The organism is Saprospiraceae bacterium, from assembly GCA_016719615.1.
GTDB lineage: Bacteria > Bacteroidota > Bacteroidia > Chitinophagales > Saprospiraceae > Vicinibacter.
Genome location: JADJYQ010000001.1, coordinates 1579214 through 1603186, shown reverse-complemented (window position 1 = coordinate 1603186; position 23973 = coordinate 1579214). Strand labels below are relative to the sequence as shown.

The window sequence follows — 23973 nt, the reverse complement described above, 5'->3', positions numbered from 1 at the left end:
AAGGAAATTTCATTGATAAGCTGGCAGGATCTGATAATTTCAGAAAACAAATTAAATCCGGAAAAAAAGAAAGTGAAATTCGAAATTCCTGGACCAAAGATTTAGCAAACTTTAAAAATAAGCGCAAAAAATATCTGTTGTATCCGGATTTTAATTCAACCGCTGAATAACACCTGAAGCTGTAAATGAGTAGGTACCACATTCTTTTCGGGCTGCCTTTGGATCAGGTTGAAACTTATAGAGCTGCATTTTTTGAGTTGCTTCCCGAATAAAGTTAACTTCTTTTGTTTTTGACAGTTTTGGATTGTAACGAATGTAAGTAACCGCACCTTCCCGATTAACGCACATATTAAAAACAACAGTTTGAGGAGTTGGCCTTGCGAGTCCAGATAAATCCGGTCTGGATATTACTTTGCGTTTCAAAACTCCGATTTCATCAAAATCTACACCTGCACCATCACCACTGCCACCGCCTGTTCCACTACCAGTGCCACCGCCGCCACCTGTTCCACTTCCAGTATTCGCACCACCTGCCCCGGTTCCACCTCCAGATCCGGTACCAGAACCACCGCTGCCAGGAGCGTCATCATCACCAGAGTTTCCATTGCCACTGGTTCCGCTACCGCCACCTGATTGGGTATTTGGTTTAGTTACAACAGGTGAAGGATTATTATTGGGAATGGGTCCAGGTCTTGTAGGACCAGGTACTTCAATTTTCTTTGGAGGATCGACTTTGACAACTTCTGGTGTAGGTGCCACAATGACCGGCTTAGGATTAGGAGTTGTAGGAATTGGAGTGGTTTTGACTGGCTCGATTTTTTCTTCAATTTTATCTACAACTTTAACCGCATCTTCAGGTGTTTTACTTTCAGGGGCTTCACTACCCGGTGAGCCACCTTCCTGAGGTTCTGTATCTTCCGGACCAGCAGAATTACCGCCCCCGGGATCTTGTTCAACTATGGGTTCTACATACTGAGGTGTGGGACCAAGGAGTTCAATAGCATATTCCTGAGGTGGTTCTACAGGCAATTCTAAAAACCGCCATAGAATAATAAACAGAATCAGAGCATGTACGATAGCTGAAATCAGGTAACCAATTCGCTTGTTACCGTTTTCGATTTTCTCTGCATCGTAATGATAATATTGTGCCATCTGATAAAAGTCTAATTTATAAACGTAAAATTACCTAAATATTTATTATTGTAAAGTTAAAATATTAAAGCATTTTATTATTTGAAGATCCCATAAAGGCCAAAATCAGGCCAGTTATGATAAAACTAAGTTTGATGATAGATGCATAAAAGAAGCCAAAACTTTCAACGGGTTTTAAAATGAGCAGGTGAATGCCAACCAAACTCAGAATTAAGGATAACATCCCAATTACAAAGAGAATAAACCCACTTAGAAGCATAATTGCCTTCTTTCGATTTTCCATGCTAATTTTGACTTAGACTTTGTAAATAACGCAAGAACACTGACATTTCGTTCATTATAACATGATTCGTGAAGTAAAATTGGTTGAATGCCCACGCGATGCCATGCAAGGCCTGGCTATGTTTGTACCTACAGAGCTTAAAATCAAGTATTTACAAAAATTATTAGAGGTCCAGTTTGATACTTTAGATTTTGGAAGTTTTGTCTCAGCGAAAGCGATTCCTCAAATGAGCGATACAGCTGCTGTGATAGATCAGCTGGATTTAAGCAAGACTACTACAAAGTTGTTGGCAATTGTTGCAAATTTGCGAGGCGCTATTTCAGCATGCCAGTATCCAGCTATAAATTACATCGGTTTTCCATTTTCGATTTCTCCAACATTTCAAATGAGAAATACGAATTCAAGTATTGAAGAATCAAGAAATCTGTTAAAAGACATTATTGAACAGTGCGTGGAGTCCGGCAAAGAACTAGTCGTCTATTTATCGATGGCTTTTGGTAATCCTTACGGAGATCCCTGGAATGCGGATATTGCAATCGAATGGACGGATCATTTACAAAATTTAGGAGTTCGAAGAATTGCGCTTTCTGATACGATTGGTGTAGCGCATGCTGAAAATATAAATTACTTGTTTTCCAATTTAATTCCAAGGTACTCCAACATTGAATTCGGTGCTCATTTCCACACCAGGCCCGAGGCTTGGGAAGAAAAAATTGCCGCTGCTTATGATGCTGGCTGTCTGAGATTTGATGGTGCCATAAAAGGTTATGGTGGTTGCCCTATGGCCAAAGATGAATTAACTGGAAATATGCCCACTGAAAAAATGGTTCAATATTTTAATCAAAATAATATTCCAAGCCATATCGATCAAGTTAAATTTTTTGAAGCTATTGAATTATCCGATTCAATATTTAATGTATACCATTGAATCCAAATTATTATTTTACACAAATTCAATACTTAAGTCCTGCCTATGAAGAGGCCGTTCAATTGCGTTATAGCGTGTTGCGCAAACCTCTGAAACTTGAATTTTCAACACAGCAACTCGAAGAAGAATATGACCAATTCCATTTTGGTGTATATGATCAAAACCATTTATTATGGGCTTGTTTAATTTTTAAAATTCACGATTCACAGACCCTGCAAATGAGACAAGTTGCGGTTGATGAATTTGCTCAAGGGCAAGGAATAGGCACATTTATGGTGCACGAATCTGAAAAGTGGGCAAAAATTATGGGCTTTGAAAAAATCATTTTACATGCGAGGGACATTGCAAAACCATTTTATGAAAAACTAAATTACCTGGCAGACGGTCCTCCGTTTGTGGAACTCAATATCCATCATTACAATATGTTTAAAAATTTGTAATCATGAAGATATTATTTCATTCCTTATTTTGTCAAACTACTAAAAACTCTTTATGAAAAAATTAGATGTCTTGTTAAATACATATGGAGAAAGTCATCAAAATACTACCAATAAATTAATACATTGGATTTGTGTACCTGCAATTATGTTTAGTTTAGTAGGACTGGTTATGCAAATACCATTTCCAATCGAAAAAAGTCTATGGATACATTGGGCTAGCATTCTTCTTGGTGGAGCTTGTTTGTATTATTTTACATTATCAAAAAGTATGGCGATTGGGTTTATAGCCATCAGTTTGCTCTTGATATGGGGAAATTTCAAATTAGATGAATTATGCGAAGCACAAGGATACCAAACTACATTTGTTTGCATAGGAATTTTTGTGTTGGCATGGATTGGACAGTTTATTGGACACGGAATAGAAGGAAAAAAACCATCGTTTCTACAGGATATTGAATTTTTATTGATAGGTCCTGCGTGGTTGCTTCATTTTATTTATAAAAAAATAAATTTACCCTATTAATTTTTATAAATGAATCACTTCGCCATATGCAGCAGCAGTGGCTTCCATTATGGCTTCAGACATGGTAGGGTGTGGATGTATGCACTTCAATATTTCATGCCCTGTTGTTTCTAATTTTCGAGCAACGACAACCTCCGCAATCATTTCTGTTACATTCATTCCTAGAAAATGTGCTCCGAGGAATTCTCCATATTTCTTATCATAAATGACCTTCACAAATCCTTCTTTTGCGCCAGCAGCACTTGCTTTTCCGGAAGCTGAAAATGGAAATTTACCAACCAAAATGTCGTAACCTGCGGCTTTGGCAGCAGCTTCGGTATAACCTACAGATGCAATTTCAGGACTACAATAAGTACATCCGGGTATATTATTATAATCAATAGGATCTGAATGTAGATTGCAAATTTTTTCTACACAATGAATACCTTCAGCGCTTGCAACGTGCGCTAATGCTGGACCTGGTACGATGTCGCCAATGGCATAAATGCCAGAAACATTAGTTTTATAATCTTTATCCACGAGGACAAATCCTTTATCCATTTTTATTCCTAATGCTTCAAGTCCTAAATTTTCAGTATTCGGAGAGATGCCGGCAGCAGACAATACTAGGTCGCATTCTATCTGGCTGGTTTTATGATCAGACCTATTTTTTATATTTACTTTAATATTCGATTTCAATTTTTCAACAGATTCAACACTGGTATTGGCATATGTTATAATGCCTTTCTTTTTAAATATTTTGGTAAGCTCCTTGGATATATCTGCATCTTCACGAGGTACAAGACCCTGTTCCATAAATTCAACAATGTGTACTTCTGTACCCAGAGAATTATAAAAATAGGCAAATTCAACGCCAATTGCTCCGGCGCCAACAATGAGCATTTTTGAAGGCAATTTTTCTAAAGTCATTGCTTTTCGGTAATCAATAATAGAATTCCCGTCTACCGGAACATTATTGAGATGCTTTGCTCTGCCACCTGTTGCCAGAATGATATGTTCAGCAGTATATTCTTCTTTTTTACCATCAGGAGAACTAACTATGATAGATTTATTCTTAGCAAGTTGAGCAGACCCAATTATGACTTGAATTTTATTCTTTTTCATAAGAAACTGAACGCCTTTGCTCATGCCATCTGCGACTGCTCTGCTTCTGCTAATAATGGCAGAAAAATTAGCGCTTATATTTTCGGCTTCAATGCCATAATCTTTGGCATGGTTGAGGTACTCAAATACCTGGGCGCTTTTAAGAAGCGCTTTGGTAGGGATGCATCCCCAATTTAAACAGATTCCACCCAGGGATTCTCTTTCAACAATAGCTACCTTTTTTCCGAGTTGAGCGGCCCTGATAGCAGCTACGTAACCACCTGGTCCAGCACCAATGACGAGTATATCAAATTGCATTTGTACAGTTTAAGCTCAAAATTAAGCCGAACTGTTTAATCACCCTATAAATATGGCATATAAATGTGAAGTATCTTTGCAGCCAGGATATGAAAAGAATAGCTGTGTTCCCAGGTTCTTTTGACCCTATTACAAAGGGTCATACAGATGTTGTTATGAGGGCCATTGATTTATTTGACCATATTTATATTGCAGTTGGCATCAACTCACAGAAGAAAGTTTTGTATTCTGCTGAAAAAAGAATAAAATGGCTCGAAACGATATTTAAAGATTATCCATCTGTCCAGATTCGTCAATTCGAGGGCCTTACAGCCTCATTTTGTAGTCAAATTGGCGCACAATATATTCTAAGAGGCATTCGAAATGCTACAGATTTTGACTATGAAAAAACAATTAGTCAGATAAACCATACCCTGCAACAAAATTTGGAAACTGTGTTTTTAATTTCCAGACCTGAATTGAGCCAACTAAGAATGAAGTTGTTTTAAATTATGCTAGCGGATCTGCGGAACGTAAAGCATTAAAAACGACACTGGCTTCATTAAAAAAAGAAGTCAAAGAAATTTGTATGATCATAGATGGTCAAGCTGTAAAATCAGAATCTCAAAAAGACATTTACGCACCTCATGATCGAAAACATCAGCTTGCTTATTATTACCGGGGCAATGAAACTCATGTGAAAGCTGCAATTGAAGCTGCTTTGAAAGCAAAAGATAAATGGGAAAAAATGCATTGGCAATCAAGGGCTGCTATATTTCTGAAAGCAGCCGACCTCATTGCCGGCAAATACAGGGCAATGACAAATGCAATGACCATGTTAGGTCAATCAAAAAATGTATTCCAGGCGGAGATTGATGCGGTATGTGAGTTTTGTGATTTTTTAAGATTTAACGTAAAATTCTTAACAGAAATCTATAGCCAACAGCCGGATTCAACTTCATTAATTTGGAACCAGATGGAACACCGGCCGCTAGAAGGTTTTGTATTTGCGCTCACCCCATTTAATTTTACATCAATTGCCGGTAATTTACCTTGTGCGCCTGCACTGATGGGAAATGTGGTTGTATGGAAACCTGCCGAAACCCAAATATATTCAGCGTCATTAATCATGGAGATCTTAAAAGAAGCAGGTTTGCCAGATGGTGTTATAAACCTGGTATTTGTGGATGGACCTACAGCGGGAAAAGTAATATTACATCACGAATTTTTTGCCGGACTTCATTTTACAGGATCCACAGGAGTTTTTAAATCAATTTGGCAAACGGTTGCTTTGAATTTGGATTTATATAAATCCTTTCCAAGATTAATAGGGGAGACAGGAGGAAAAGATTTTGTTATGGTGCATTCATCTGCAGATGCTAAAGTTGTGGCAGTTGCATTATCCAGAGGGTCTTTTGAATTTCAAGGGCAAAAATGCAGTGCTGCAAGTAGAGCTTATATTCCCAAGAGTTTATGGCATGATGTCAAAACCAATTTAATACAGGATCTTCAAGATATGAAAATGGGAAGCCCTGAAGATTTTCGAAACTTTATCAATGCGGTAATTGATGAAAAGTCATTTTTAAAAATTAAAGATTATATCCAAAAGGCTAAAGCTGACCCGCAAGTAGAAATTGTTTTCGGCGGGAATTGTGATCAGGAAACGGGATATTTTATACAACCTACTGTTCTGCTTACTTCCAATCCAAGCAGTCTTACAATGTGTGAAGAAATTTTCGGACCGGTGCTTACCATATATGTTTATAACGATTCTGATTTTGAAGAAACATTGGAACTGGTTGATAAAACTTCTCCCTACGCATTGACAGGTGCTATTTTTGCCAGAGAAAGAGATGTTATTGATCATGCAAGTTATAAATTGCGAAATGCTGCTGGTAACTTTTATATCAATGATAAACCTACTGGTGCAGTTGTTGGTCAACAACCTTTTGGAGGAGCAAGGGCATCCGGAACAAATGATAAAGCAGGTTCCCTTTTAAACCTCATCAGATGGGTTTCACCACGAAGTATCAAGGAAAATTTTGCGCCTCCAAGCGAATATTCTTATCCTTTTATGGAAGAAGCATAATATCTGCTTTATAATAAAAACTTAATGATACAACCGATCACCAAACCGGCAATTGCGCCATAATAATGAGCGTCGTGGTCGATCATATCATCATATCTTCCAGAGGCCCATTTCGAAAAGAACAAATACAGAATTCCAAATAGAGCAGCAGGAATAGGAACAAGTCCTAAGATAAAAAGTAAATTCAAAGGAAAATAGAGGATGTAAATAAATAATATACCCGATATCACACCCGAAGCACCAACACTTGAATAGTTCCGATTGTTTTTAAACTTTAAATAAGTAGGTAAACCAGATAATACTAATATGGTAAAATAAGTGAGCAGATAAAATATACCCCCCATTGCGAATCCAAACATCCCTTTAAAAATAGCTTCAACGGTACCACCAAATTGATAAAGTACAAATAAATTTAAAGCAAGATGCATAAGGTTCGCATGTAGAAAACCGGAAGTAATCCATCTGTAATAACTTTTATCTTGTCTCTCCTGAAATGGATAATGCTTGCAAGCATCCATGATATGCGTGTTTGAACTGGTCATGATGTACAAAGCAATATTTGCTAATATCAGCGAAAATGTCATTAAAGTATTGCCATCAATCATTGTGATAAGGTTGATTATTTAAAATCGTAAATGCTCTGTAAAGTTGCTCCATAAAAACCAAGCGAATGATTTGATGTGAAAATGTCATTTTCGAGAAAGAAAGGATTTCATCAGCATCCGCTTTGAATGTCTCAGAAAAACCGAATGAACCACCAAACACAAAAGTAATTTCGCCACGGGTATTCATTCGCTTCGTTTCAAGCCAGGATGCAAACTCCCTGCTTGTAAATTGCTTTCCTTTCTCATCTAAAAGAACAACGTACCTGTTTTTATTGATAATCTGCTTCTTTATTAATTTTTCTTCTTCAGCTGTAAGCCTTGCACCGTCTTCGATTCCTTTTATATTTTTAAGTAGCGTAATGTTAAGTTCAGTATATTTTGCAATTCGTTCCTGATAGATTTCTATGGTATTTCTGAGTACTTCAGGCTTACTGGGACCGATCCAAATGAGTTCCATGATTTAAGGCACATTACTAAACATGACGGCCTGGTAAGGTCCCAATTTCAACTCACTATTTGCAGGATAATTAACGGGTATTTTATTAAACAAATCATAAGCGTTTTGATATGCCTTCGTAAGTTTAAAGCTTGTTATAGTATCAGAAAAATTAAAAATTCCGACGCAATAAAAACTATCTGATGTTCTTTCGATAGCTAAAACATCTGATGGATGTGAGACTATAGCGCAATTATGTTGGCCCAAATTTTGATGCAATGCGGGATTGTTCTTCTTCTGTAAATTTAAACTGCGAAATAAATCTTCGTTAAAATGATATTTTCTCAACAAAGAATTGTTATTAAAAGCATTGATAGCTTGTGTCAATCCAAACTCTTGTCCATTCAGAATCCAGGGAATTCCGGGCAAAATATATGCAAACATGATATAATACTTATAGGCATTTGGAAACAATGTGTAATCTGTACCTTTGTTCAAATTTGTCTCATAATCTATAAAAGGATTCAACCAGTGTTTTTGGCTAGCCTCCTGAATGTGTTCTCTAAGGGATGTAGAAAGTTTTCCGGAATCGTAAACTGTAGTTAGCAAGTCAAATAACTTAGAATTCTTTCCATCTCCAATACCATCTTGTATATTTTCAGATGCGCTTAGAAGCAAAGGATCATCATTTAAGCCGGATCTTAAAATTTGAATCAGATTATTAATTGGATTAGCATTGCCATAGATCATAAAACCATCAAAATTAAAAGCATTTGCAAAATTTGAAAATGCTTCTCTATGCAAATCTGTCATATTTTCATGTTGCAGATTAAATTTTACATATTCCAAATTATAACGGTTATTAACTATTTTTTCAGAAGATCGAAAATGAAGTGGATGTAATTTTCTCCATAAATGGTGAGGCCCTGTCTCCTCAATATTCCATTCTAAAAATATTTTAAGTCCTAGTTGTTGCGCTTTTGATATTAAATCTTTGAGGTCCTTAGATGTTCCCAATTTAGGATCGATCTCATTATAATCCTGAATAGCAAACTGACTTGAAGGATTAAAAGGATTACTAGCCAGATCTCTAAGCTGTATAGGTTGTAGAAGAATCGTATTAAAGAATAAATTGCGAATACGGGGCAAATCTCTGGTAATCCCTTTCAATCCACCAGAGTCCACATATTGATAAGGGCTTAGTTCGTAAATGACCATGTCATTTGCCCAGGAAGGCCATACTTGTGAATCAGATTTCTGATGACATGAAATGTACAAGCACAATGCGATGGACAGAGAAATAATATGTAATGGATTGTATAATATTTTCATTATATGGCAAATTCTTCTGGATTCTTTATGGTACTCATCACCATTGAATAATGTTTCATAAGGTGCATAGATATTAAGCGTAATCTTTTTGTGGCTTTTGGTCCAATATTATGTTTTCTGAAATTTTTAAAATAATCACTATATGCTTTTAATAAAATAAGTTTGGCATCAATAGGTAATTCTGGATCATAATGCATGATTTGTTCAATGGTACCAATCCTACACAATTCGTTTGCCAACAATTTAAATTGCTGACTGTCCAAAAGTAGATCAAAATAAATATCGGGATGCTCTTCTAATATAAAACCATTCAAAGTAAAAAAATCCATAGCAGTTTGATAAAGAATATTTTTTTCAATTTCCAGATTAAAATATACTTTTAACAAATTAGAATTTTTAGAACTCAAATATAATCGAAGTATCAGCTCGTGATCTGAATTGAATTGCCAGTTTATATCCTGATCCAATAAATAAGTGATGGATAATTCCTGTAAATCATTATTAAGTTTTGGAAATATCCATTTAAAAAGTTCAAAGTAGTACTTAGAATCTAGTTCTTTACCCCTTGTCCCCAAATAAGTTAGTATTCCGGCAGGTGTAACTTTCTTGGAAAAGGCCGGACTTTTAAGAAATCGCAAAAAACCATCTGAATCCAACTGATAATATATATCCCATGTGTAAAATTCAAAAGGGTGATTCACGGATTCCAGGCACTTTGATTGCAGAGTATCGACCAGTTCCTTTTCAATTGTCTTATGTTTGAGGCGGCTTCGGATGGTAGTAAATAAATTTAAATCTTTTTTTGACGGATAATAATTCTTAGATCTTGTAAATTCCATTAAATACCTTAAAAAAGTATTTAAAGATTGTGGTGCGATAATAGCGGTAAGAATTTGGTTCAATGCATCCAAATATTTTTCAATTGCCAAATGAAATTTCTGAACATTTAATGTTTTCCTTTTAGCCATCTGTATATATAGGATCTCTATAGCAGCAATCATAATAGAGCATGCTCTGTTTACATCGGATAATGAGTAATAGCGCAAACTCGCATAATAAAGGTCATTAGATAATTGTAATATATTTTTTTCCTGGGTTATAGCATTTTTACTAAGTTCATTTAAGAAGAGAATAAATTGATTCGATTCTTCAACAATGTTTGAAATTTCAATTTCTTTAAACTGCCCGAGTTTTAACAAAAATTCTAACCATTTTTTGGCTTTCGGGTTGTTGCGGACCAGAGACTTTAAATAAAATGCCAATTCATCCTGAGTATTATTTTGTAAATTAATTTCAGCTTTAGAATCAGATACATACATTATATCGTTAGATCTTTGGTGTATTTTTATAATGTGCCAATAGATAATATGTTGGCTATGCTTACACAGTTTTGAATTACCCTTAAAACCACATGCACAATGCACTTGTTTTACACTTTTTAGGTTGTACTTGACTTCACAATCCGTCAGTATGCCTCCATATCGTAAACAATAATTCCAGGTGTTCTTTGTAACTTGATTAGCCTTAATCAAGGCACCACTTTCCAGCGTTTGTTGCATGGAAAACAACTCAGCTTCCGTAAAAAGATGTTCAAATTCATCGAAATTTATTGTTTGTAGGCCTGCTGACACGAATATTTTAGCTTTAACTGGTAAAAGTATTACTTTTACTTAAAATTACAGAGTGTTCGAATGAAAAAAGTAGTTTTCATACGGCATGCAAAATCTTCATGGGACGAGCCTTCGCTAAGAGATCTGGATAGACCTTTAAACTCAAGAGGTTTGTTAGATGCACCAAAAATGGCAAATTATTTATTGCAATCAGAGAACTTAAAGAACCTTGCCATCATTTCAAGTAGTGCAAAACGAGCTCGTCAGACAGCCTTTTACTTCGCAGAAGCTTTTGACATTAAACCCGATGAGATACTAACGGACGAACAATTATATTTTGGTGATGCATTAGATTATATAAAAGCATTTTATGGTCTAGATGATAAATTCAAATCCTGTTTAATTTTTGGTCACAACCCCAATATTGAACATTTGGTTGCACAATTTTCAAATCCATATTTGGGTCATGCTCCAACTTGTAGCATGTTTATCTGCGAGACTTCTTTAAATTTATGGAATGCAATACAAGCCAAGGACTTTATCCTTATGAAACATGTATATCCTAAAATGATATGACGTTTAAATTCACTTTTATTATTGTGTTTGTTCTGGTCTGTGGGCAATGCAAACCATCTACAGAACCTGCAAAAGAATCAGTGGTCATGGATAAAGACCTCGAAAAATATCTGGAAGAGACGTTTTTCTATTACGAGCTGATGCGCAATCAACCTTCCATACTGAGAGACAGTATTTTTGAGCTTGTAGCACTTGACCTCCGCAATAAATATCATCTTGACACTAACAGGATGAACGAGTTCATTAAACCAATGTCAGCATCTGGACTGGCTTATTCACAAATGTTAGATTCTATTAAGACAAGGCTCAAAAATGCATCTATGGAGTAACTTAATGATTTCTTAATATCAAAAGCATAACAAGACGCCTTCCATGCTGTTTTCAAGGCAAATGTAAATATGAATTATAAATTATTAATTGTCGATGACGAACCCGATATTCTTGAAATCCTGTCTTTTAACTTAAAAAAGGAGGGATTTGATGTGGCTACAGCCACCAACGGCAAAATGGCACTCGATAGATTAGTGAGTTTCAATCCGGACCTTATTTTATTGGATATCATGATGCCTGTAATGGATGGCTTACAAACATGTGAAGAAATCAGAAAACAAAATAAATTTGACAATGTGAGCATCTTGTTTCTCACAGCCAAAGGCGATGAAGAAACACATATCAAAGCACTTGATTTAGGAGGTGATGATTTCGTAAGTAAACCTGTAGCGATAAAAATTCTCATCAGTCGGATTCGCGCGCTCATTCGAAGAAAACTTAAACCTTTAACCAATGAAGGCGAAAATGAAATCCTTGAATATGAGTCTATCAGCATCAATCCATTAAAAATGGAAGTGCGCTACCACGACAAAAAACCTGAATTTGCGAGAAAAGAATTTTTGTTATTGTATCTACTTGCTTCTAGTCCGGGTAAGGTTTTTAAACGCGACGAAATTTTAGACAAAATCTGGGGCAAAGATATTATTGTCGGAGATCGCACGATTGACGTACATATTCGTAAATTGCGCGAGAAACTTGATGATTCATTTATAAAGACTATTAAAGGCGTTGGCTATAAATTTGAAATTTGAAGCTTTAAAGAACATAACAGCAAATAAATTAGCTTCTCTAATAAGTGTTTGCATTTCCTCGCTTATAGCACTCATCTTACTTTTCATTGGGATTATTAAACCTGAGTTGATTTCGGCTTACACGGCATTTATTTGTATAATTTCTGTGTTGGTTTTTGGCTTTTTTATTACCCGTTCTCTTATCAAGGAATTTATTTACCGCCGTATCAAGCTTATCTACAAAATCATTACGGATACCAAATTACCGGAAGAATTGGTCAAAGAATCTAAATTCAAAGAACATATGGATTTGGAACAAGTCGAAAAAGATGCATACAGTTGGATTAAAAAGAAAAACTCGGAAATTGATCACATTAAGCAAATGGAAAATTTCCGGCGAGAATATATTGGAAATGTATCACATGAGTTAAAAACTCCGGTCTTTAATATTCAGGCTTATTTGCAAACCATTCATGATATGGATAGCCTGCAGGACGAGCAGTTAAAAATATTTTTGGACAAGGCTATAAAAAATACATTCAGGCTGCAGGAAATTATAGATGATCTTTCCGTAGTTGACAAACTTGAGTCGGGAGATTATTTCCTGGATAAGCAAACTTTTAATATAAAAGAGTTATCAGATGAAGTTTTTGAAGAGCAACAAGGACTTGCCGATCAGAAAAATATTAAATTAATATTCAAAGAGGGGGCTGATGCTGATAATCTAGTTATTGCTGACCGAGAATATATTAGGATTGCGCTTAGCAACCTTGTCAACAACAGCATTAAATATGGCAAATACAATGGATTCGTAAAAATGTCATTTTATAAACTTGACGAAAGTTTACTCATTGAAGTTAGTGACAATGGAATTGGAATTCCGGAAGAACATCTTTCACATGTATTTGACCGGTTCTATCGGGTTGATAAAAGCAGATCGAGAGATCAGGGCGGTTCCGGTCTTGGCTTGTCAATTGTTAAACACATTTTAGAATCTCACCATCAAAAACTTCATGTAAGGAGCAAAGATGGGGTAGGGACTACTTTCGGATTTACTTTGCAGTTATCGGATAAAATTATGACCTTCTAATTTTATTTAAAGCCATTTCATTATCAATATTATCCAGAATACTCAAAAGCCTTTCTTTATGTTTTAAAAACTCAGGCAAAACACTTTCTGGCAATGGTTCAGGAGACGGAAAACTCAATCTCCTATGATCGACTTGTCTTCCATTTTTCCAGAATCTAAAGCATACATGTGGACCGGTTGCCAAGCCAGTAGATCCAACATAGCCTATAATTTGACCTTGTGAAACATGTGCACCACGTCTAACGCCTGAGGCAAAACGGGACATATGAAGATATTGTGTTTGGTGGGCGTTATCATGTTTAATCTTTACATAATTCCCATTCCCACCGGTATAAGAAGCCGCTTCAACCACCCCTGAACCAACAGCCATTATAGGAGTGCCGTGAGGTGCTGCATAATCAGTTCCTAAGTGTGGTCTACTGAATTTTAATACAGGATGTAATCTTTTTAAATTAAATCCGGATGTAATCCGGGAAAATCTCAATGGTGCTTTTAAAAATCGGCTTTTCATCGGCCTGCCTTTTAAATCGTAATAGCCCGAATTTTTACCAGACGTATATTGGAAGGAGTAATTGTCTTTTCCAGATGCATTAAAATAGGCAGCTAATAACTCGCCATCATCAGTGGGTACGCCTTCGATATAAAGGCGATTGTATACCAGTTTAAAAATGTCTCCTTTCTGTACATGATGGAAATCTACGGCAGAAGCCAATGCATCTTCCATTTGATCAATTAAATTTAGCGAAATATTCTCAGACTCCAATGCGTGCCACAAAGTCTTATCAATAAAGCCATAGGATATTTCTTGCTGATATGTTTTTTCCTTTTCTACCAACTCGACACAATAATCACCAAATAACTGACAAACCAAATATTTGCTGCTATTGATCTCATAGCAAAAGTAATCCGGCCTATGGCACATGTCAGAATGAACAAATGCAATCTTATTGCCTGCTATGAAACGGGTTGGCGAAAAATTTTGTTGAATATTTTGGATGACTTGCCTGGAAACTTGCTCTACTATATTATTCTCCTGAAAAATTGAGCCTAATGATTGACCGCTTACAAATTTACCAGCCTCTAGATGAAATAGTTTCGAATGAAAGCCAAATTCTAATTCTTGATCAGATAAATCACAAAATTTAGCATCAATATCTTTAGGAATCGTGTAATTTAATATTAAATTACTGATTATAAATGAATTAAGTACGAATAGCCCCCCCAGCGCAAGCACGAACAAAAGGACTTTCATATAACTTTTGTAAGTCATAGTCTCAGCTTGTTTGAATTTGAATACGCTGCAAAGATACAATTTTATCGATAGAAGACTTATAAAATATGTAATTGATAATGAATAGATTATGATGTAATTGAATGCTTAAATATTAATAATTATGGCTAAAGTCCATTACCTTTGACCAAAATTCCGCAATCTTTGAAACAAGCAGTTCTTCAGGCTATTTTCGATCCGGAACCTCGTTTACCGCTCGTCATGGGTATTATGAATTTAGACCCTAATAGTTTTTACAAAGCGAGTATTCCGATTCATGAAAAAGATGCACTCGATAAAATCGAAAAATGGATTCAGTCAGGAATGAGCATACTGGATATAGGTGCTTTCACCAGCCGGCCTGGTTCAAAGATCCCAAAATCCGACGATGAGTTAAGAACCTTACTTCCATGTTTAAAAGCCATTTCCAAGGAGTTTCCAGAGCTTGTGGTATCAATTGATACCGTGCATTCTGACACTGCTAAGGCTTGCATTGAATCAGGAGCAGAAATCATCAATGACATTAGTGGTGGGCTCATGGATCCAAAAATGGCCGAAATTATTTCCCAAGATCAAAAAATTCTAGTCTTAATGCATATGAGAGGAAGCCCGGAAAACATGCAATCCAAAGAAAATATAAATTATGAGAATATCTTAACAGAAATAATAGATTATTTTATCAATAGGGTGGAGACCTTAAGAAAAAAAGCTGTTACAAAAATCATTATAGATCCAGGATTCGGCTTTAGTAAAACATTAACGGATAACTACAAAATTTTAAGCAATTTGTCGCTGTTTAAGATATTAGATGCACCATTAATGGTAGGATTGTCAAGAAAATCTATGTTCTGGAAAATAGAACAAACTTCAGCTGAGCAGGTACTGCCGGCAACTTTAACAGCAAATACCTTTGCAATCCTTAATGGCTGCCGCATTATAAGAGTCCACGATGTAGACGAACACATGCAAAGCATACGCGTTATCCAAAATTGTCAAAACGAACTAAGACAAATTTGATTCCTGAGCCAAGAAAGAATGAAAGATCAAAGCATACCTCATAAAATTGCCCGTAGAAAAGAAAATTCTATTTGGGAAGTGGTGTTTTCAACATTGATCCTAATCCTATTTAGCTGGGTAATTCTGTCTCTTGTCGTAAAACTTCCCATTGTTCAAAATTATATAAAAGAAAGATTGCTTACTTGGGTAAATCAAAATTTTGATCAAGATATTCAACTGAATAATTTAACCTTTGACATATCAACAGGCATACAATTTAAACTGCTCATTAAAGATCACCATCAGGACACTTTATTTTATGCCGAAGAATTTTTTATAGACCCAAAGAATTTACTTTCTCTCGCTTTTAAACCGGAGCTGGAATTAAAAGTTGTCAAAGGAAATCAAATAAGATTTAATATCAAGAATTATCCCGGAGAGGATGATTCCAACCTTCAAATATTTATCAACAAATTCAAATCAGGCAATTCAAAAAGCAAAGCATTTTCATTAATGGTGCATACGCTTACACTCTTTAAAGTTCGGACGACTTTAAATAATCCTCAAATGGAAGTGAGCCTCAATTTAGACAAACTTCACTTACGAATGGACAGTATGGATTTGTCTTCCACTTTTTTCCACTTCAGATCTGTAGTTCTTGATAATCCTAATGTTCATGTTATTATGAAAGAAAATCCGCTAAAGGACAGTCTTCAATTAAAAAAGGACGAACTTGAAACAGACCCGGAATTCTGCTCCCCAGGACTAGCTTTGTTTTTTAGTTTTATCAATTGCAATCATGGCAAATTTACTTTTGAAAATCCGTCGCAAAATCAATTTAAATCATTTGACGCGATTAATTTTTCATCTACTTACGCTTATTATAGTCCGGATTTATTAAGAATGGAATTCCTGACCTTAAATGCTATTGGCGATCGCGGATTTCAGCTTAAAGATTTGCATGTTTCTAATTTCAATTACAATCCTTACGAAATAAGTTTAGGAAAATTTTTGCTAAAAACAAATCATTCATCTATTCTGTTAAAAGGCAATATCCAATCCGGTTCAAGTGCATTAAAAGAGACCGATTATTCTGACTGGGTTTCAAACTTGCAAATAGACAAAGCACAAATAGGCCCTAATGATATTTCCTATTTTATGGAAAACAGCGAGTTGTTAAATATTCTAACATTAGACGAAAGTATTCCAGTAAATATTTCGGCCAATATCATAGGCACTATTAAGAGTCTTATTTTAAAGAGTGTTCAAATCAATTATGGGCATGTATTTGCACTTGATGGTTCGGGTCAGATTAGAAATGCACTTTCCGGAACAGATGCACTTGTCAATTTCAAATTTAAGTCAGCTTTTCTTAATTCTGATTTTGGTTATCAATTATTGAAAAATCCAAGTATTCCCAAAAGTTACAAAAATCTTGGTAATATTCAATTCACAGGCAACTTCGATGGTTACTTATCTGATTTTGTAGCTTTTGGAAATTTTAAAACAAATTTAGGAAGTATTCAGTCAGATATTAAAGTAGCTTTAAAGAAAGACATTACTAAATCAAGCTATAGTGGAAATGTAAATGCATCGGGGTTTGAATTGGGAAAATTACTGGACATCAAAGATTTAGGTCAAATTGATATAAGAGCCGGAATCTCAAATGGGAAAGGCCTCACCAAGGAATCTGTAGATGCAACATTTACAGCGGACATAAAGTCCATAGAGTTTAAAAATATATTAATTAAGGAATTAAAATTTGATGGCATATTAAAAAGTGATTTATTAAAAGGTCAACTTCAACTCAATGATGAACAAGTCAAAGCAGTTATTAATGGAGAGGTCCATCTGCTTGGCTCAAACTGGAATGCAAGTATTAAATCAGAAATATCAAGACTCCAATTAGGCCTCATTAATGCACAGTTGAACCAGCTAATATTGAGTGGTAATGTGATTGCTAACCTCAGACAAAATCAAAATAAAGAATTTATTGGTTCAATTAAAGCCGAAAAACTTACTTATTCAGACAGTGTTGAAACTGTCTATCTCGACCATCTTTTAATCGAGCAACATTTTCAGAAATCTTTACGAACCATAAAATTTGATTCTGACATCTTGACATTTCAGGCAGTCGGATTTTTCGATATCGCAACAATTGGCAAAGATATCATCGGCTATTTAGATTCAAAGCATAAACATTTGATGGGAATTCTGATGGAGCCTGCTAAGACTGCGGCAAATCCAATAAGCTGCAATGCTAATATTTTTATAAAAGATGGAATAACACTGAATAAAATTTTAAAACTTCCTTTTTCTACGCATTTAATGGATTTGGATTTGCTGGTAGACAGTCGCAAAGATTTATTTGAGCTTAAATCAAATCGATTTGATATTTTATATAAAAATATTAAATTAGACAAAGTCAGTTTTTCGGTTCGAAGCAATGAAATGCTCAAGTTTCTTTTAACTTTTGATGCTCTTAAAGAGAAAGACATAAATCGGACTGGAAACGGGAAAGTTGCTATTCAATTAGGGAATGGTACCGGAAATATGCACATTCAGTTGTTCGACGGAGTCAACAAAAAAATATTAACAAACTTGTTGTCTGCAATTGATTTTACAAAAGAACAATTAAGTTTAATTTTGAAAGACGAGGATCTTTATTTTAATGATACCAAATGGCATGTAAATCCAAAAAACTTAATTCAATATAAAAGAGACTATTTAAATATCCAAAATTTAGAGTTGTCAGATTCCACCCATTTTATTAGTGTACGAGATTTTGATCATAAAGGATTGGTTTTAAACACGGATGGCTTTTCACTTGATTTGGTAAATCATCTATTAAAAAGTGAAACCGTTTATTTTGGCGGTATTTTTTCAACTAAGATAAGTATTCCGAATTTAAATAATTTCAAAGACGCTCATGGTGAAATCAATGTAGTTGATTTTATGCTCAATAAAAGTCATTTTGGACCTTTACGTGTTTCATTTGAAATTCCTGATCCTTCTGAGCCCTGGAATATAAATTTAACCAGTAAATTTAAAGATCAGCACCTCATCGGAAAAGGAACTTTAAATATTCCTAATTCAAGTTTTTATAAATATTCACCTTTTGATTTTGATGTATTATTTAATTTGAAACAATTCCCTATGAGCTTTCTCGAAAACTTTTTAGACCCTATTTCAAATTCTAAAGGTGGTGGAGATGGCATCATGCGATTTTATACGGAAAAAAATAAACTTAACCTCGAAGGAAAAATTAATATTTCAGAAGCAAGCACTTACATTAACTATTTGGGTGTGCCGGTTCATATGACAAACCAGGAAATTAATTTTTATAAAAAGTCAATTTCATTTAATAATACCCAAATGAAAGACAAGCTTGGAAACCCTTTGACTGTTGAAGGAAATATCTTTCATACCAATTTAAAAGATTGGGTTTTGGACGTCCGCGTAAAATCTGACAAAGCCCTAGTGCTCGAAACGGATAAAACGAATAAGGAAGCATATTATGGATATGGTATCGGCAAAGTAGATGCCCTGTTTTTAGGTCCAGTAACACAACTGCAAATGGATGTCGATTTGGTTTCCACAAAAGGAAGCAGATTATTTATTCCAATGACAAGCAGTAATGAAACTGAAAGAGCCGAATTTGTTCAATTTATTGACCGGAGCGCAGAGAAAAAAGTAGTCTTAAATACGGTTGTCAGCAATTCAAAATTGACTGGATTGAATGTAAATATGCAACTTACATTGACCGAAGATGCTGAAGTCTCAGTCATCTTTGATGAACAAACAGGTGATATCCTAAAAGGAAAAGGAAGAGGAAATTTGCAGATTAAATCATTGAGAAATGGACTCTTTACAGTTAACGGTGATTTCGAGGTTGAGCAAGGACAGTATTTATTTACACTATACAATTTTGTAAACAAACCCTTTACGCTCACCAGAGGCGGTATTGCTACCTGGACGGGAGATCCTTTAAATGCAAATATCAATATTGAAGCTGTATATGAAGGTCTTCAAGCGGCACCATATTTACTAATTCAGGAATACTTGGGCGAAAACCAAGAACTCATTGAAGAAGCGAAAAGAAGAACATCCGTTAAGTTAAAGATGCTATTGACAGGCAGTCTTTTAAAGCCTACTATCACATTCGATCTTGAATTACCAGATTTAACTGGAAGTTTAAAGAACTATGCAGAAAATAAAATTGGCTATTTAAAGTTAAATCAGGACCAATTTAACCAACAAATATTTGGTCTGCTGGTACTGGGCTCTTTCCTAAACAATACCAATCCATGGGAAGGTGGCCTTATAGGTAATCTCGGAACCACAACAATTAATACCATGAGCGAAATGCTGAGTAATCAGTTTTCCTTATTTGTAACTAACCTGCTGAACAATGCTTTTGATGATGTAAATTTTATTAGTGGAATTGATTTTAACATTGGCTACGATATTGATAATACCAAGGTTGGAGGAACCAATCTTAATGAAACCGAAGTAGTATTTAGTCTTAAACACAGGCTATGGAATGATCAATGGATTGTTACCTTAGGTGGAAATTATAAGTCTAACTCACAATTGTTAGGCAATTCCTATTTTAATCCGGAAAGTGTAATCGAGTGGAATACGCCAGTACAAGGACTCAAAATGAGAGTCTATTACCGGGGTGACGAATCGATTGAGGGTATCAAACACAAAGTTGGTGCCGGAGTCAATATCAGAAAAGAGTTTGACAAAATATTTTCAGGTAAATAAAATCATTATAATATAAAATATATAACTTGATTTTATGCCTACATTGAAACTTTACTCCGCACTAGAATTTGACAAAATCATTGAACTAACACTGGAATTATTGCAATTTGATGAAAGTTATGAATTGCTACAAAATCAATTACCCGAGCAAGATTTTGATATCATTTCATCGAAATTAAATCTTACAGCTCAGTTAGCAGAAGCTTCATATTTCAATTCGCTTTCCCTAAAGAAGATCCATCATATATCTCATTTAATACCTATCATCCAGATTGAAAGCAGTCAACTGGGCCTTCAAGATCTGATAAATATCAGGAATATAATCCATAATTCTAATGCACTTTATCTAATAAAAAAGGAACGCAACAACATCCTGCAAGCAGAATTAAAAGATTTCTTGACGCAATTTTATGAATTTAGCAAACTTGTCATTGAATTTCAAACTGTTTTTGATAAAGATAACCAGATAAGAGATACTGCATCAGAGGAATTGATGAAAATCCGGCAGTCCATCAAACAAGTAAATTCTATTATTTATAAACAGTTCAAAAAGGAATTGGAAATTTATAAAAAGCAGGGAATATTGGCTGAAGGAGAAGAATCAGTCTATAACGGCAGATATGTGCTGCGAATTTTATCAGAATACAAAAGAAAGGTTAATGGTCTCATTGCTGGAGAATCAGATAGCGGAAAAACAATATTTATTGAACCCCAGGCATGTGTGGAATTACACAATGAATTGTTTGAATTAGAAATGGAAGAAGCAAGAGAAATCGATAAAATTCTCAAAAACCTTACTGCCATTTGCCGAATTGATATTCAAAACATTCAAAATAACTTCAAGGCTTTATTGGAGTTTGATATTGCATATGCCAAAGCCAGGTTATCGAAACACATGAAAGGTGTTAAACCAGTACTTTCAAAAATTAAATGTTTAAAAATAGCTAAAGGCCTTCATCCTCTATTGTATCTCCGACTTCATGAATCAGGCAAACCTGTAGTTCCCTTAGACTTAATGCTAGATGACAAAGATCATATACTGATCATCTCCGGACCAAATGCTGGTGGAAAAACCATCGTGTTAAAAACAATTGGACTGTATCAGCTGATGCTTCGGTCTTCCTACCTAATACCTGTTAGTCCAACGAGTGAGCTAAGTCTATTTCAGAATATTATGGTAGATATTGGAGATAATCAATCTTTGGAAAATGATTTAAGTACTTATTCCGCCAAATTGTCTTTCATGCGAGAACTCCTTCTTAAAGCTGACCATCATACTCTAGTACTCATGGATGAATTTGGTAGTGGTACAGAGCCCGTCATTGGGGGTTCCATAGCAGAAGTCATTCTCGAAGAAATAGTGCAACGGAAAAGTTTTGGAATTATAACAACACATTACAGTAATATAAAAGGATTAGCACATAATAAAGCAGGATTAGTGAATGGAAGTATGAGTTTTGATCTTGAAGCAAAGAAACCAAAATTTGAATTGATACAAGGCGTTCCGGGAAGTTCATACGCTCTGGAAATGGCCGAGAATCTTAAAATTCCACAACATATCATTAAAAAAGCTAAAGCAAAAGCAAATAAGGGTGTAGTCAACCTGGAATCTTTAATTAGCACATTAAAAGCTGATAAAAATGAATTAGCTACCAAAAATCAAATGCTTGAATCAAAAATTCAATCTTTGAATAAATTGATCCGGGCTTATGAGCAAATGCAAAAACAACATGATCTTAAGCGGCTGAAAATGAAATTAGAGATAAAGCAGCATGAATTTGAAACACTTTCAAGTCAAAACGCAAAAACTAGCAACTTACTGAAAGAAATTGAAGACAAATTGGATATCATTGCTGCCCAAAAATTAGCAGAGCAAACGAAAAATAAATTAAAGGAAGCAGAAGTAGAATTAAATACAATTCATCAAAACTATAATCAAATCATTCGTTCTAATTATCCGGTTGGTGATATCAAAGCTGGAGATCAAGTCCTGTTGTTAAAAAATAATCTCACAGGTACTGTAGCAAATATTTATCAAAATCAAGTTGAAGTTATCACGGAAAAATTTACCATTTTCGTGGACTTATCTGACGTCGTAGCTTTGAAAAAGAAAAACGAACTCACGATCAAATCCAAGTTAGATTTAGACATTGTACAAAGGGCAAGTACCGTAAAAGGCTTGCTCGATATTCGCGGCACAACACCCGATGATGCAGTACGCGCGTTAGAAGATTATCTGGATATGGCAATTGTCTCTAATTTAAAAGAGGCCAGAATTTTGCATGGAAAAGGAACGGGAGTTTTGCGAAGAACAATATTGCAACAGGTCAAGAAAAATAAATTTATCAAGAATTTCAGACATCCTGAAGAACAGGATGGTGGATTAGGCGTTACCATTATTGAGTTTGCGTAAGTGGGTATCGGGCCAAAGCCGTAATTGATAAATCGGCAAAATCCTTTTTTAAATATTTTAAATATCCCAAATATGCAATCATTGCTGCATTATCTGTACAATAGCTGATGGATGGTAAGTATATATTCCAGTTATTCTTATCGCAGAGTTCAGATATGTTTGCCCGTAGTTCTGAATTGGCGCTTACACCACCTGCTATTCCGATACTCCGGGCCTTGTAATCGATAGCTGCTATGTTTAATTTTTGGAGAAGCATTTTTACAATGACATGCTGAATAGAAGCGCAGAGATCTGTTAAATTTCGTTCGATAAAAAGTGGATCCATTCGTTGTTGATCCTGCAAGAAATAAAGTACTGCCGTTTTTAAACCACTGAACCTATAGTTATACTTTGGAACCTGGGCCATCGGAAATTTAAACTTAGGAATTCCTTGTTTTGCAAGTTTATCCATTTCTGGTCCGGCTGGATATTTCAAACCTAATAACTTCCCAGTTTTATCAAACGCTTCTCCAGCCGCATCATCTAAGGTTTGGCCTATGACATCAAATTCAGATTCATCCTTGAAAAATAAAAGTTGAGTATGCCCTCCACTAACCGTAAGGCACAATAATGGATAATTGGCTTTTTGGTCTATGAATAAGGAGGTAGCATGTGCATGCAAATGGTTGATTTCAATAAGAGGGATGTTTAGACTCAAACAAACAGATTTTGCAAAACTTAAGCCTACCATCAGAGATCCCAACAAACCCGGTCCTCTGGTCACTGCAACAGCGTTAATATCCTCAGGTCGCAAACCAACTTTTTGGATTGCCATTTCATATAATTCTATGATAGATTCTACATGAAATCGGGATGCGTATTCAGGCACAACACCTCCATACTTTTTGTGAATCCACTGACTTGTAATTAAGTTCACTAAAACTGCGCCATCTTGAACAATAGCAATCGATGTGTCGTCGCAGGAAGTCTCTATTCCTAATATAGTTATTTTTGGATTTAAAACCACATTCATTGAATTT

Annotated in this window: 22 protein-coding genes; 13 read left to right on the top strand and 9 right to left on the bottom strand. The window is 35.2% G+C overall.

Features of this window, described 5'->3' with window-relative positions; translation table 11 throughout:
- Window positions 1–11 precede the first annotated feature (11 nt).
- Complete coding sequence (locus IPM92_06645; protein MBK9108059.1) at window positions 12–170, top strand: DUF1343 domain-containing protein; 159 nt, start codon at window positions 12–14, stop codon at window positions 168–170.
- Here IPM92_06645 and IPM92_06640 read toward each other — a convergent pair.
- Window positions 151–1152: a hypothetical protein gene (locus tag IPM92_06640; protein MBK9108058.1), complete on the bottom strand. Its 1002-nt coding sequence runs from the start codon at window positions 1150–1152 to the stop codon at window positions 151–153. The genes IPM92_06645 and IPM92_06640 overlap by 20 nt on opposite strands.
- A 64-nt stretch (window positions 1153–1216) precedes the next feature.
- Window positions 1217–1435, bottom strand: a complete 219-nt coding sequence (locus tag IPM92_06635; protein MBK9108057.1) for a hypothetical protein — start codon at window positions 1433–1435, stop codon at window positions 1217–1219.
- A gap of 61 nt (window positions 1436–1496) precedes the next feature.
- Between IPM92_06635 and IPM92_06630 the strand changes: the two genes are divergently transcribed.
- The 3 genes from IPM92_06630 to IPM92_06620 are packed head-to-tail and all read left to right on the top strand — an operon-like array spanning window position 1497 to window position 3326.
- Window positions 1497–2363 carry a hydroxymethylglutaryl-CoA lyase gene (locus IPM92_06630; GenBank protein ID MBK9108056.1) on the top strand — a complete coding sequence of 289 codons (867 nt, stop codon included), beginning with the start codon at window positions 1497–1499 and terminating at the stop codon, window positions 2361–2363.
- Window positions 2360–2803, top strand: a complete 444-nt coding sequence (locus IPM92_06625) for a GNAT family N-acetyltransferase (GenBank protein MBK9108055.1) — start codon at window positions 2360–2362, stop codon at window positions 2801–2803. The genes IPM92_06630 and IPM92_06625 overlap by 4 nt, the downstream gene beginning before the upstream one ends.
- A gap of 52 nt (window positions 2804–2855) precedes the next feature.
- Window positions 2856–3326 carry a DUF962 domain-containing protein gene (locus IPM92_06620; protein ID MBK9108054.1) on the top strand — a complete coding sequence of 157 codons (471 nt, stop codon included), beginning with the start codon at window positions 2856–2858 and terminating at the stop codon, window positions 3324–3326.
- Between the two features lie 3 nt (window positions 3327–3329).
- Here the strand turns inward: IPM92_06620 and lpdA are convergent, their stop codons facing one another.
- The gene (gene lpdA / locus IPM92_06615) at window positions 3330–4727 is read right to left on the bottom strand and encodes a dihydrolipoyl dehydrogenase (protein ID MBK9108053.1); all 1398 of its coding nucleotides are present in this window, start codon (window positions 4725–4727) and stop codon (window positions 3330–3332) included.
- Between the two features lie 89 nt (window positions 4728–4816).
- Here lpdA and coaD point away from each other — a divergent pair, with 89 nt between their 5' ends.
- Both coaD and pruA read left to right on the top strand, forming a co-directional pair.
- Window positions 4817–5215 (top strand): pantetheine-phosphate adenylyltransferase, encoded by a 399-nt coding sequence (gene coaD / locus IPM92_06610; protein MBK9108052.1) that lies wholly within the window; start codon window positions 4817–4819, stop codon window positions 5213–5215.
- The gene (gene pruA / locus IPM92_06605) at window positions 5185–6795 is read left to right on the top strand and encodes an L-glutamate gamma-semialdehyde dehydrogenase (GenBank protein ID MBK9108051.1); all 1611 of its coding nucleotides are present in this window, start codon (window positions 5185–5187) and stop codon (window positions 6793–6795) included. The genes coaD and pruA overlap by 31 nt, the downstream gene beginning before the upstream one ends.
- An 8-nt stretch (window positions 6796–6803) precedes the next feature.
- On the opposite strand, the gene IPM92_06600 is transcribed toward pruA, so the two are convergent.
- Genes IPM92_06600 through IPM92_06585 form a run of 4 tightly spaced genes read right to left on the bottom strand, consistent with a single transcriptional unit; the run spans window position 6804 to window position 10799 of the window.
- Window positions 6804–7400, bottom strand: a complete 597-nt coding sequence (locus tag IPM92_06600) for a rhomboid family intramembrane serine protease (GenBank protein ID MBK9108050.1) — start codon at window positions 7398–7400, stop codon at window positions 6804–6806.
- Entirely contained in the window at window positions 7393–7857 is a 465-nt protein-coding gene (locus tag IPM92_06595) for a 23S rRNA (pseudouridine(1915)-N(3))-methyltransferase RlmH (protein ID MBK9108049.1), read from the bottom strand. The genes IPM92_06600 and IPM92_06595 overlap by 8 nt, the downstream gene beginning before the upstream one ends.
- Before the next feature lie 3 nt (window positions 7858–7860).
- Window positions 7861–9168 carry a hypothetical protein gene (locus IPM92_06590; protein MBK9108048.1) on the bottom strand — a complete coding sequence of 436 codons (1308 nt, stop codon included), beginning with the start codon at window positions 9166–9168 and terminating at the stop codon, window positions 7861–7863.
- Window positions 9168–10799: a hypothetical protein gene (locus tag IPM92_06585; GenBank protein ID MBK9108047.1), complete on the bottom strand. Its 1632-nt coding sequence runs from the start codon at window positions 10797–10799 to the stop codon at window positions 9168–9170. The genes IPM92_06590 and IPM92_06585 overlap by 1 nt, the downstream gene beginning before the upstream one ends.
- Window positions 10800–10859: 60 nt before the next feature.
- On the opposite strand from IPM92_06585, the gene IPM92_06580 reads away from it, so the two are divergent.
- The 4 genes from IPM92_06580 to IPM92_06565 all read left to right on the top strand — a co-directional run bounded on the left by IPM92_06580 (window position 10860) and on the right by IPM92_06565 (window position 13505).
- Window positions 10860–11354 (top strand): histidine phosphatase family protein, encoded by a 495-nt coding sequence (locus IPM92_06580; GenBank protein ID MBK9108046.1) that lies wholly within the window; start codon window positions 10860–10862, stop codon window positions 11352–11354.
- Window positions 11351–11683 carry a hypothetical protein gene (locus tag IPM92_06575; GenBank protein MBK9108045.1) on the top strand — a complete coding sequence of 111 codons (333 nt, stop codon included), beginning with the start codon at window positions 11351–11353 and terminating at the stop codon, window positions 11681–11683. The genes IPM92_06580 and IPM92_06575 overlap by 4 nt, the downstream gene beginning before the upstream one ends.
- A 69-nt stretch (window positions 11684–11752) precedes the next feature.
- The gene (locus IPM92_06570) at window positions 11753–12436 is read left to right on the top strand and encodes a response regulator transcription factor (protein MBK9108044.1); all 684 of its coding nucleotides are present in this window, start codon (window positions 11753–11755) and stop codon (window positions 12434–12436) included.
- Window positions 12426–13505, top strand: a complete 1080-nt coding sequence (locus IPM92_06565; GenBank protein ID MBK9108043.1) for a GHKL domain-containing protein — start codon at window positions 12426–12428, stop codon at window positions 13503–13505. The genes IPM92_06570 and IPM92_06565 overlap by 11 nt, the downstream gene beginning before the upstream one ends.
- Here the strand turns inward: IPM92_06565 and IPM92_06560 are convergent.
- The gene (locus IPM92_06560; GenBank protein ID MBK9108042.1) at window positions 13492–14775 is read right to left on the bottom strand and encodes a M23 family metallopeptidase; all 1284 of its coding nucleotides are present in this window, start codon (window positions 14773–14775) and stop codon (window positions 13492–13494) included. The genes IPM92_06565 and IPM92_06560 overlap by 14 nt on opposite strands.
- Before the next feature lie 165 nt (window positions 14776–14940).
- Between IPM92_06560 and folP the strand changes: the two genes are divergently transcribed.
- Genes folP through IPM92_06545 form a run of 3 tightly spaced genes read left to right on the top strand, consistent with a single transcriptional unit; the run spans window position 14941 to window position 22954 of the window.
- Entirely contained in the window at window positions 14941–15792 is an 852-nt protein-coding gene (folP, locus tag IPM92_06555) for a dihydropteroate synthase (GenBank protein ID MBK9108041.1), read from the top strand.
- A gap of 18 nt (window positions 15793–15810) precedes the next feature.
- Window positions 15811–20541 (top strand): translocation/assembly module TamB domain-containing protein, encoded by a 4731-nt coding sequence (locus IPM92_06550; GenBank protein ID MBK9108040.1) that lies wholly within the window; start codon window positions 15811–15813, stop codon window positions 20539–20541.
- 34 nt (window positions 20542–20575) lie between these two features.
- A complete protein-coding gene (locus IPM92_06545) occupies window positions 20576–22954 on the top strand; it encodes a Smr/MutS family protein (protein MBK9108039.1) in 2379 nt (792 codons plus the stop codon).
- On the opposite strand, the gene tsaD is transcribed toward IPM92_06545, so the two are convergent.
- Complete coding sequence (tsaD, locus tag IPM92_06540; protein MBK9108038.1) at window positions 22938–23966, bottom strand: tRNA (adenosine(37)-N6)-threonylcarbamoyltransferase complex transferase subunit TsaD; 1029 nt, start codon at window positions 23964–23966, stop codon at window positions 22938–22940. The genes IPM92_06545 and tsaD overlap by 17 nt on opposite strands.
- Window positions 23967–23973: the final 7 nt, after the last annotated feature.

What these genes read in the sequence shown, in the direction of transcription:
- IPM92_06640 (MBK9108058.1), bottom strand. Translation starts at nt 1,152, where the DNA reads ATGGCACAATATTATCATTACGATGCAGAGAAAATCGAAAACGGTAAC.
- IPM92_06635 (MBK9108057.1), bottom strand. Translation starts at nt 1,435, where the DNA reads ATGGAAAATCGAAAGAAGGCAATTATGCTTCTAAGTGGGTTTATTCTC.
- IPM92_06630 (MBK9108056.1), top strand. Translation starts at nt 1,497, where the DNA reads ATGATTCGTGAAGTAAAATTGGTTGAATGCCCACGCGATGCCATGCAA.
- IPM92_06620 (MBK9108054.1), top strand. Translation starts at nt 2,856, where the DNA reads ATGAAAAAATTAGATGTCTTGTTAAATACATATGGAGAAAGTCATCAA.
- lpdA (MBK9108053.1), bottom strand. Translation starts at nt 4,727, where the DNA reads ATGCAATTTGATATACTCGTCATTGGTGCTGGACCAGGTGGTTACGTA.
- coaD (MBK9108052.1), top strand. Translation starts at nt 4,817, where the DNA reads ATGAAAAGAATAGCTGTGTTCCCAGGTTCTTTTGACCCTATTACAAAG.
- IPM92_06600 (MBK9108050.1), bottom strand. Translation starts at nt 7,400, where the DNA reads ATGATTGATGGCAATACTTTAATGACATTTTCGCTGATATTAGCAAAT.
- IPM92_06595 (MBK9108049.1), bottom strand. Translation starts at nt 7,857, where the DNA reads ATGGAACTCATTTGGATCGGTCCCAGTAAGCCTGAAGTACTCAGAAAT.
- IPM92_06590 (MBK9108048.1), bottom strand. Translation starts at nt 9,168, where the DNA reads ATGAAAATATTATACAATCCATTACATATTATTTCTCTGTCCATCGCA.
- IPM92_06580 (MBK9108046.1), top strand. Translation starts at nt 10,860, where the DNA reads ATGAAAAAAGTAGTTTTCATACGGCATGCAAAATCTTCATGGGACGAG.
- IPM92_06575 (MBK9108045.1), top strand. Translation starts at nt 11,351, where the DNA reads ATGACGTTTAAATTCACTTTTATTATTGTGTTTGTTCTGGTCTGTGGG.
- IPM92_06570 (MBK9108044.1), top strand. Translation starts at nt 11,753, where the DNA reads ATGAATTATAAATTATTAATTGTCGATGACGAACCCGATATTCTTGAA.
- IPM92_06560 (MBK9108042.1), bottom strand. Translation starts at nt 14,775, where the DNA reads ATGACTTACAAAAGTTATATGAAAGTCCTTTTGTTCGTGCTTGCGCTG.
- IPM92_06550 (MBK9108040.1), top strand. Translation starts at nt 15,811, where the DNA reads ATGAAAGATCAAAGCATACCTCATAAAATTGCCCGTAGAAAAGAAAAT.
- IPM92_06545 (MBK9108039.1), top strand. Translation starts at nt 20,576, where the DNA reads ATGCCTACATTGAAACTTTACTCCGCACTAGAATTTGACAAAATCATT.
- tsaD (MBK9108038.1), bottom strand. Translation starts at nt 23,966, where the DNA reads ATGAATGTGGTTTTAAATCCAAAAATAACTATATTAGGAATAGAGACT.